Source organism: Leptospira johnsonii (genome assembly GCF_003112675.1).
GTDB classification, from domain to species: Bacteria; Spirochaetota; Leptospiria; order Leptospirales; family Leptospiraceae; genus Leptospira_B; species Leptospira_B johnsonii.
Map to the genome: position 1 here is coordinate 499780 of NZ_BFAY01000005.1, position 8530 is coordinate 508309.

Annotated in this window: 7 protein-coding genes; 6 read left to right on the forward strand and 1 reads right to left on the reverse strand. The window is 42.0% G+C overall.

The features are described 5' to 3' along the window. Positions 1-4 precede the first annotated feature (4 nt). Genes LPTSP_RS03580 through LPTSP_RS03605 form a run of 6 tightly spaced genes read left to right on the forward strand, consistent with a single transcriptional unit; the run spans position 5 to position 6641 of the window. On the forward strand, positions 5-1726 hold the full coding sequence (locus tag LPTSP_RS03580; RefSeq protein ID WP_108927451.1) for a proton-conducting transporter transmembrane domain-containing protein: 1722 nt from the start codon (positions 5-7) through the stop codon (positions 1724-1726). Then, positions 1693-2583 carry an NADH-quinone oxidoreductase subunit H gene (locus tag LPTSP_RS03585; protein ID WP_108927452.1) on the forward strand — a complete coding sequence of 297 codons (891 nt, stop codon included), beginning with the start codon at positions 1693-1695 and terminating at the stop codon, positions 2581-2583. The genes LPTSP_RS03580 and LPTSP_RS03585 overlap by 34 nt, the downstream gene beginning before the upstream one ends. Positions 2584-2585: 2 nt before the next feature. After that, a complete protein-coding gene (locus LPTSP_RS03590) occupies positions 2586-3197 on the forward strand; it encodes a formate hydrogenase (RefSeq protein ID WP_108927453.1) in 612 nt (203 codons plus the stop codon). After that, entirely contained in the window at positions 3194-4417 is a 1224-nt protein-coding gene (locus tag LPTSP_RS03595) for a proton-conducting transporter transmembrane domain-containing protein (RefSeq protein ID WP_108927454.1), read from the forward strand. Before LPTSP_RS03590 ends, LPTSP_RS03595 begins: the two co-directional genes overlap by 4 nt. Further along, positions 4414-5832 (forward strand): hydrogenase large subunit, encoded by a 1419-nt coding sequence (locus LPTSP_RS03600; protein ID WP_108927455.1) that lies wholly within the window; start codon positions 4414-4416, stop codon positions 5830-5832. Before LPTSP_RS03595 ends, LPTSP_RS03600 begins: the two co-directional genes overlap by 4 nt. Further along, the gene (locus LPTSP_RS03605; RefSeq protein ID WP_108927456.1) at positions 5829-6641 is read left to right on the forward strand and encodes an NADH-quinone oxidoreductase subunit B family protein; all 813 of its coding nucleotides are present in this window, start codon (positions 5829-5831) and stop codon (positions 6639-6641) included. The genes LPTSP_RS03600 and LPTSP_RS03605 overlap by 4 nt, the downstream gene beginning before the upstream one ends. 20 nt (positions 6642-6661) lie before the next feature. On the opposite strand, the gene LPTSP_RS03610 is transcribed toward LPTSP_RS03605, so the two are convergent. Further along, a complete protein-coding gene (locus tag LPTSP_RS03610) occupies positions 6662-8074 on the reverse strand; it encodes a hypothetical protein (protein WP_108927457.1) in 1413 nt (470 codons plus the stop codon). Between the last annotated feature and the right edge of the window lie 456 nt (positions 8075-8530).

The window sequence follows — 8530 nt, forward strand, 5'->3', positions numbered from 1 at the left end:
ACGTATGACAGTATTGGCTTATCTATCCGTCATAACTTCTCTCCTTGCACCTTTTCTAATAGGAAATGTGCTTGGAGTGGATTTTTTCGGGAAAGATAGTTCGATCGGTCTTGGATTATCTCTCCAAGCGATACTAGGCAGTTTCATATCCGTATATGTATACGGGTATGAAAAAGAAAGAAAGGCGTTGGTCATTTTCGGCTACGCAGCTTTTTTCCTAAGCACAGGGATTTGTTACCTGGTAGGAAAAAGTTTATGGCTGATCCTCTTCTGGGAATTATCAACGATAAGCGCCTTTCTTCTTTATATCGGAGGAAAATGGAATGACGCTTCCATTAGAAGTTTCGTGGCCTTGGTCGCAGCGGGAGGGATAGGCGCCTTCTGTTTTACGTTCTGGATATTTTCAAATGATCCAAGATCGGGATTGTTCTTCCTGATCTTAGGGCTTCTGATCAAGTCCGCATTTTTCGGAGTTCATTTTTGGCTGCCGGAAGCTCACGCAGGTGCACCTGCACACGCTTCGGCGGCTTATTCTGGATTATTAGTCAATCTACCTCTGGTATTATTTTCTAAATTCGCTCTTCCACTTTTGCCTGGAACCCATTATGCAACCATACTGATACCGTTAGCCGGAATCGGGGTATTATGGGCAGGGATCACGGCGTTGTTCAGTCGAGAAGTCAAAAAATCCATTGCTTACAGCACTGTGGAAAATATGAACTTTTTGTGGTTGAGCTTACTCATTTCTGCTTATTGGCAATCGAGTGAACAGGAAAGTTTAAGAATGCTCAGCAAGGCATTCGGAGTTCTTTTCTTGATCTCTTTGGTACATCATAGTATCAGTAAAACTTTCCAGTTCTTATTTTTCGGATACCTTACCAAATTATCGGGCAGATCCGAAGCGGATTCGAATACTGGAGTGGGAAGGATCAGTGGAATTCCAACATTCCTAGCCGCGATCGGGACTATGAGTTTTCTAGCGATCCCTGGAACCACTGGTTTCTTATCCGAATCCACATTTATTAAATTATTATCCGCAGTTTTAGAAGTAACTGATACGAGTGCTGCACTTGTTCTTCCACTTCTCATTTTAGTTTGCACAGGTTTAGCCGTAGGAGCCGCCGCTCACTTAAAACTTTTCCTGGGACTTGTTCTTTCCAGACCTCGCACGAATTTCGAAGACCATGGAAAGAACACTACAATCAACGTTTCTCTATTCTTAACGGGAGCCTTAGTACTGATCTCACCACTGATCATTCTGGGCCTCACAAATTATTATGCGATAAGAGTAGAATGGTTGGATTTCTCTTGGTTCAGAGGGATCGGGATATTGAACGTAATCGGTCTAGTCATTTTGTTAAGCGTAGGGTTGTTAGGACTCAGACATAGGATCAAAGAGAGAAAACTGTGGGATTGCGGCGGCTTATTCGGCGGATCGGAGGTAGCGATCGCAAGTTCTGCTCTTTCCGATCCGCTTGTCGCTCCTTTAGGCAGATATTTTGCTGACGAGGCAGGCAATTCCAGATTGGACAAAGGGTTCATTAAGATTCTATTAAGAATACTTTCTTCTTTGAAAGCTAAGATCCGAGGAGCAGATGACGAGTCCATTTCCGTGGACTTAACTTATTCTTCGTTCACTGTCTTAGCCATTCTGATCGTAATCATTATCGTTCGTCTTGCGGAGGGGGACATATGGTCACAGCTACTTTCTTATTGGGCATTCTGATCCAGATTTTAGCCTTTATATCTCTTCCGTTCTTATGCGGAGGCGTTCTCCAAAAGATCAGGGCGTATGCCCAAGGTAGAAAAGGTGCGCCCGTTCTACAGATCCTATATGATACAATTCGAATGATCAAAAAGAGCCCTATAGACGGTCCTTTCTCAGGATTTTTCTCAGAAAGTTCGGCGATATTCGCTTTTGCTTTCGGACTTGTCTTATGGTCCTTGGTTTCTTTCGAATGGGCTTCTTTATTACTGATCCCATTTTTGATAGGAATGATCCGATTTGCGACTGTGGCATATGCCGTGGAAAACGGAACTTCTTTCGGTGGAATGGGAGCGGCAAGAGAAACTCTTCTTTTCATTTTTGGAGAACCGATCCTGATCTTAGTGCTCGTGGTATTGGAATCCAATGTAGTATTCCACGAGAACTTCGCACATATTTCCTTTGCGATCTTGTTCTTCTTGGGAGCAACTTTGATCGTTCTTTCCGAACTCGCCAAACCTCCGTTTGACGATCCAAGAACACATTTGGAACTTACAATGGTTCACGAAGCGATGTTATTAGAAGCTTCAGGAAGAACCAGAGCATTTTTCGAACTGGCCCACCAATTCAAAACCGCTTCCTTGTTCTTACTTCTGACCAAACTAGGACTGGAACATGTGGAAGTATTCTTAGGAGTTTCTTCGGTCCCGATCTGGAAAGAATTGGCATCCTTCGGAGGAGCCATTCTTCTTTCCGCGTTAATCGGTTACTGGGAAGCAAACAGCACCAGAAGAAAATGGATCTGGATCCCTGAATTACTCGGCTTGAACTTCATCTTCATGCTGATCTTGGGAATTCTTCTGAAACTAGGTAAATAAATATGAGCGCAGACCTTAGTTATCTTATCATTCTATTGACCGGTGTGGTCATTCTTTTAGAGAACAGGCTCAAAAGGGTAGTCATCCTTTTGGGGATCCAAGGTTTTCTTTTACTTCTTCCTCTATACCAAGAAGAAAGCGGGGAGGGTTTCCATTCCATCTTTTTAGCGGCGATGGTGATCGTTTTCAAAGGGATCTTAACTCCAATCATTCTTTTTTGGACAGCAAGAAGGATACATTCTCCAGAATCAACTTTTCCTAAAGTAGGATATCTTCCTACACTCGCGCTCTTATTTGCGGGTGCGGCAGCATGCTACTTCTTCATGGATATAGTCTCCGCATTCTTCGGGAAGTCCCATCAATACGGATTACTTTATGTTCTTCTTCTGATCTATATCGGAGTGATCGGCTTTATTGTTAGAAGGAACTGGATCGGCGTAATCGCATGTTTCAGTATCTTTGAGAATGGAACATTCTTACTTACCTTACTTTTAAAATCGGGAGTACCGATAGGGAGCGAGTTCGGATCCTTCTTGGATGCGGTCTTGATCATTGGAGCGGGTGCCGCTCTCAGGATCAACAGCGAACAATATAAGGGGGAAATGCCCAAATGAACTTCGATATTCTTTTAGGGATCGGAGCCGCGGTCTTCGTCTTAATTTTTCTGACCTATGTCTTAGCTCCTACAAAAAACCAGACAAATTTGCTTTTCTGGTCGATCTTGCTGATTATCTGCGCAGCGATCAACTTTGCTGTCTGGATCATACGGGATTGGAATGAAGAAGGTACTACATTACAATGGGTCTTGATAGAAGCAACGACCTTCGTAGGCGCGTTACTCATCTCTTCTAGCAGAACCGTAAAGTCTTTCCCAATTGCATGGAAATTTTTACTGATCAATTCTTTCGGACTTGGTATCGCATTCTTAGGGATCATTCTGATCCGCTCTTCTTTGCATGTGATCAACCAGCCTATCGAATTTTTGGCTGCAAATTCTGCTTCTCATCCAGAAATCATTTGGGTCGAGATCGGTCTCTGGCTTGCGATCTTCGGATACACAGCGAAACTCGGACTCTTTCCGAACCATGTTTGGATAGAAGATACGTATGGAGAAAGTCCTACACAGGTTTCTTCCTTACTCTCTGCATTCATTCCTGTTTCGGTATGTTTCGCACTTAGACCTTTTGTACATTTAGATCACCAACTTTTTCCACATACATTCAGTGGTGCGGACGGCTTACTGGTCTTAGGGATATTAACGATTTTATTAAGTATTTTTGCAGTATATGATCGTGACGATATCAGAAGAATTTCCGCAAAAGTTGCTCTTTTCCATACGGGAGCCTTGGCCGTTTTTCTTTGGATGGATCTAAACGAGACTGTTTTCTTATTCATGATGGCGACTAACCTTGTGGTGAAATCTCTACTGTTCATCAGCATGGGGATCGTGAGAATGGACGCAGGAAAAAGAGAGCTTCATAAGATCATACAGGCGGATTCAATCAATAAACCCGCTTTATCCTTATTCATTCTAGCACTATTCTTAGCATTCGTGATGCCTGGCTCGCCAATATTCGTGATGGATATAATCCTGATCAAGGCCGGACAGATCGGAGGAAAAACATTCGTAATCTTGGTTCCGATCTTAGGGATCGTATTCTTTGGAGTGATGTTGTATAAGCTCGCCCCTTTATTGAATATCAAAGGAAGACCATTCTCAAAGGATCTTTCCACCATTCTTAGGATCAGAATGACTAACGGCTTTTTGCTACTTCTACTTCTTCTCAGCACTGGATGCTGGGGATTTTACCTGTTATTACAAGGTGTATTATGAAAAACGTTACCGGAATTTTTCACACTTCGGAAACGAAACAGACTCATCGTTTCTGGCTAACTCGAGATGGAATAGAGAAAGAAATTCTTTCTAAAACCGCGGAAAAAAGTTTATATGAGGATCACTCGAATCCGATTTGGGTCCTCAGACATAGCCTAGGCATTGACCAAGGTGCGGAAGATTATTCTTCTATGGATTATGAGAGGTATCTATCTCAGGATAGAAAACATCTTCTCGAAAAATTCCTGACCAAGTCCGGAATCAAGGATTTAGTATATAGAGGGATCAATGTCCCTGTTCCTTCTTCTTTTTATTCACACGCTGTAGGACCGATCCACGCGGGCGTGATAGAACCTGGACATTTTCGTTTTATAGTAGAAGGAGAAGAGATCCAAAACCTGGATATTCGTCTAGGTTTTCAAAAAAGAGGCCTTCTTGCAAAAATGAAAGGACTGAACAAGGACTCTATCTCTCCTTATGCGGAAGCAATTTCCGGCGATTCTACGATCGCTTATACAATTGCGTTCAGTAAAGCATTCGAAGAAGCTCATGGCATCCAAGTTCCAGAAGAAGTAAATTTCGCAAGAACGGTCCTTTTGGAAATAGAAAGGATCGCTATCCATATCGGAGATATGGGTGCAATTGCGGGCGATATAGGCTATTATCCTCTCCAAGGTGTATGCGCCATGCAAAGAGGAGTTCCTTTGGGAGTGATGGAAGCTCTAACAGGTTCTCGTTTCGGAAGAGGTGCATTGAGTCCAGGAAAAGTCAGACTTAAAAAAGAACTTACGGAATCTTTCTTAAATGATCTGGCAAAAAGGATCCAAGACGTTACTTCAGATGTGGCAGGCCATTTTGAACGAGCAGCAAACAAATCCACCAACAGAGAAAGATTGCAGATCTGTGGAGTGATCACTCATAAACAGCTCAAAGATTTAGGCTTTGTGGGAATGGTGGAAAAATGCACAGGTTTTTCCAGAGATCTTCGTCATCACGATCCTAGTTATTCTCTCGCGGGAGAATCCATCAATTTGGGTCTGGATGCAGGCCAAATGAGCGGGGATGCTTGGGCAAGATTCTATCTTCGTTACGAGGAATTGAAGAATAGCGGGCGCTGGTTGACCAAGGCAATTCCAGTATTAAAGAATTTTCATAAAGCATATGAAAGTTTAGAAAAAACGAAAGTTTCCAAACCGAAAGCAGGAGTGTATTTCGGCTCTGCAGAAGGGTGGAGAGGTCCTGTTTTAGTTTCCTTCTCCTTAAATTCTTCCGGTGATATTTCAGAAGCGTATGTAAGAGATCCTTCCGTTCTGAACTGGCATGCTTTAGAACTTGCAGTTAGAGGGGAGAATATAGGGGACTTTCCTCTAAATAATAAATCTTTCAACCTCAGTTATGTGGGAGTGGATCTATGAAACAAATCCAGGAAATCATCAATATATTCCGTCCGGCAAAAAATCTAAATTTCGAAAAGATGGGACCGACTAATCCGAATGCGAGAGGTATTCCAGTACCTGCATCTAAAAAAGGATTTCATCTGGACAAATCGATAGAGAAGGTTTGTCCCACCGGAGGACTGAAGGTATCTTCCTCTAAGGAAGTAATATTCGATTACGGCGCCTGTTTACAATGCGGTCATTGCGTAGAAGCCTCTTCCGGACAATTGGAAAATTCAGGATTCGTCCATGTATACTCCGTCGATAGAGAAGCTTTAAAAGTACGTTATATAGATGGGGTCCCCGTCGCCTACGAGGAAGAAGTTTCCGAAAACGTAAAACAGTTCCGTAAGATCACCAAAAACACAGGTTTTCAATACAGAGAAGTTGCAGCAAGCGGGAATAACGCAACGGAAGCTGAGATTAATGCAAGTTTCAATGCAGTTTTTGACAGCGAAGCAAGTATGGTAAGAGTGGTGGCTTCTCCCAAACATTCGGATGCAGTCGTGTTCGCAGGACCTGTAGGACCGAATATGGAAATTCCTTTGCAAGTCGCCTGGGACACAACCCCTGGACCTAAAGCTCTGATTGCCTGCGGAACCGAAGCAGTTTCCGGCGGATTATTCCAAAGAGGGAAATTGCCAAAAGAGCCGGATCTATTTATCGGAGGAGACCCTCCTAGGCCGGATGTAATAGTAAGCGCGTTTCGTTATTTGATGGGCAGGAAGAAGTTCTCCTTCAGAGAAGAACTCTCCAAATTCATTTCGGAACGGCGCTCTAAATCTTAAATCTCCCAAACTGGAAGGTTTTACGTAGAAGAGATCATTTCTCCTGCGTAAAACGCTTCCTTTGTTTTTAAACCAATCCCGGAAAATTTATCTTCGCCGTTTATATCGGAGATCACATCCGTAGGATAAGAGATCCTTGTATCCAATTTTGTATGGATAGGATAAAATCTTTTTTGGTCCAGATAGGAATAAGTAGTTAAGATCACCACTTCCTGATTTTTAAAGACTGCTTCCAAATTACGGACCATCGTATTCACTCTGGAAGAAACGTTTTCATTAAAATCTTCCCAGCTCCTAAGTTCCCCAGAGATCTCCACATTCAAATGAATGATAGGAGGGTAGGGCTTAGGATCATTCTGCCTATTCTTCTCCAAAACTTTCTTGGCAACGAGAAGGGCGTCGGTATCGTCCCCTCTTCCCGTTTTTACAAGAACCGCTTTATTTCTTTGTAATAGTTCGAAACCTTCTCCATAACAGATCAGCTCTTCAGCATGATCCAAATGTTTCCAACGCTCTTCCGCAGGTAATTTGGAAAGTTTACGTTTTTGGTTTAATGTATAAGCCACATTCCAGATAATTTGATATAACAAACTAGGAAAAAGTGTAGAAGGTAGATCCTTTATCCCGGAAAGTTTCTGATAAACAGCGTGGAATAGATCCGGTTGTATCAATTTTTGCGAATCTATTTCTCCGGAAGAAATGATACCGGAAATTTCTCGGATCAAAAAGGATTTAAGAGAAAGAGAAGTCTGGAAATCCGCGTAAAAATCTGGCACCTTTCCCGAAAACAACTCTTCAGGAGTTTTAAATCCCACATTTTTGGAAATTGCAGGATCCTTAATTTGGTATTTTAAAAAAGCAGAATGGAATATTTCAGAAGGTTCGTTGAAGCCGAAATTTGCGACTATCTCCTGGGAATCTATAATCGTCCCATCATCGAAAACTAAAGTTTCCGACATCAGATCCGTATTTGTGATCCCTTCGATCACGTAGAGTTGTTCCTTTGGGAAAACATTTCTGACTGCTTCTGCCTGTTCTTTGATGGCGGCACGGGCAGCTTCTTCATTTCCTCCATGAGCCGCACAACCTAGACCAGGAATATCGGACCTATGCATATATGCGATGAATAACGCGGGCATTCCGGGAGTGTTGCATAACGCGTCATTCACAACTCTATCAATACGGTTCCAAAACCAAAAATTGTTTATGTTAGTGGAAACAATATTTCCATCCGTTCTACCGAAACGGATCGTTGTAACGGGATATCCTTTTAACTTACTTCCGTGAACTCTTCCGTCTATACATTTAGTGACTAATACTTTAGGAGTTCTTAAACTAAATTCACGGATCACATGTTTCATTCTATGAATTGTTTCAGATTGCAGAACATTTTCTTTTAGATATTGATCTATGTATTCTTTTGCCGGTCCCAATTGAATTCTCCTATCTTTAAGTCCGTAGAATACTTTCCCAATCCAGCAAGCTTCTATTTATAATTCTAAAATAATAATATCCTCATCTCTTGGAAATCCATTTATGCGACAGAAGAATGGTCATAAGTTGAATAAAGATAGCATCTTTCAATTCGTGATCATCGCCTTATTTCCAGTCTATTTACATCCAAAATCGAAGTTCTAAAAATCCAAAAAAAAGGGAAAAACTCAATGAAATAGATACAAAAGTTATTTGACCGGTTGAGCGACGTAATTAATATGGTCTTTACGCCTGAAGGAGTTCGCCTGGGAAGGAATGAACCTGAGGGGATCTAACAAGATCTTTGAAAACATATAGAGTAGCGTGACCCGCGAGATTTTTAAACCTAAGAATCTCGCATAAACTGAAGTGAGCGATCATTTTAGTTTACCCGAAAAAATAATGAACAATTCATG

What these genes read in the sequence shown, in the direction of transcription:
- LPTSP_RS03580 (WP_108927451.1), top strand. Translation starts at nt 5, where the DNA reads ATGACAGTATTGGCTTATCTATCCGTCATAACTTCTCTCCTTGCACCT.
- LPTSP_RS03590 (WP_108927453.1), top strand. Translation starts at nt 2,586, where the DNA reads ATGAGCGCAGACCTTAGTTATCTTATCATTCTATTGACCGGTGTGGTC.
- LPTSP_RS03595 (WP_108927454.1), top strand. Translation starts at nt 3,194, where the DNA reads ATGAACTTCGATATTCTTTTAGGGATCGGAGCCGCGGTCTTCGTCTTA.
- LPTSP_RS03600 (WP_108927455.1), top strand. Translation starts at nt 4,414, where the DNA reads ATGAAAAACGTTACCGGAATTTTTCACACTTCGGAAACGAAACAGACT.
- LPTSP_RS03585 (WP_108927452.1), top strand. Translation starts at nt 1,693, where the DNA reads ATGGTCACAGCTACTTTCTTATTGGGCATTCTGATCCAGATTTTAGCC.
- LPTSP_RS03605 (WP_108927456.1), top strand. Translation starts at nt 5,829, where the DNA reads ATGAAACAAATCCAGGAAATCATCAATATATTCCGTCCGGCAAAAAAT.